The sequence below is a fragment of the Desulfobacterales bacterium genome, assembly GCA_029211065.1.
Classification (GTDB): domain Bacteria; phylum Desulfobacterota; class Desulfobacteria; order Desulfobacterales; family JARGFK01; genus JARGFK01.
In genome coordinates this window covers 1-592 of record JARGFK010000261.1, presented here as the reverse complement: position 1 = coordinate 592, position 592 = coordinate 1, and the positions used below count along the sequence as shown (strand labels likewise).

The 592-nt window shown below is 43.9% G+C and carries 1 protein-coding gene; it reads right to left on the bottom strand.

Annotated elements, in window-relative coordinates; all coding sequences use genetic code 11:
* Positions 1-71 precede the first annotated feature (71 nt).
* Positions 72-515: an IS200/IS605 family transposase gene (gene tnpA, locus P1P89_23330; GenBank protein MDF1594455.1), complete on the bottom strand. Its 444-nt coding sequence runs from the start codon at positions 513-515 to the stop codon at positions 72-74.
* Positions 516-592 lie beyond the last annotated feature (77 nt).

Below are 592 nucleotides of genomic sequence, written 5' to 3'. Positions count from 1 at the left end.
AGTCACATACCTCCGGCAAAGCCGGAGGCTTGAATATGTGAACCGCTCAAAGCGGATTGATTATTGACCACCTAAAGGTGATCTTCTTCAAACAGTCGAAGTTGATCAATACGACGATCTTCCGTTTCTTGACGCTTAATATATTCCCGGATTGTCTGTTCATCAGTGCCAACCGTGGACACAAAATAACCTCTGGCCCAAAAATGCTGGCCGGTAAAATTCTTTCGTTGTCCCATGTATGTTCTGGCTATCTGAATGGCACTTTTACCCTTGATGAAACCGATCACCTGCGAAACGGCATATTTCGGCGGTATCGAGATCAGCATATGAACATGATCCGATTGTAAATGCCCTTCGACAATTTTACACTCTTTCTGTGATGCGAGGCCTTTAAATAGTGATCCCATATAGCTCCGCAACTGCCCATATAAAGTCTTCTTCCGATATTTCGGTATCCATACCACATGATACTTGCATTCCCATAACGTATGATTTAAACTCTGCGCATGTTCCATCTATAGCCTCCTGTGCTGTAAACTTTGAGCGGTTCACAGTCGGGAGGCTTTCTTATATTCCCGGAATTGTCAAACTC

Coding starts and splice junctions, on each gene's coding strand:
- tnpA (MDF1594455.1), bottom strand. CDS start 515: ATGGAACATGCGCAGAGTTTAAATCATACGTTATGGGAATGCAAGTAT.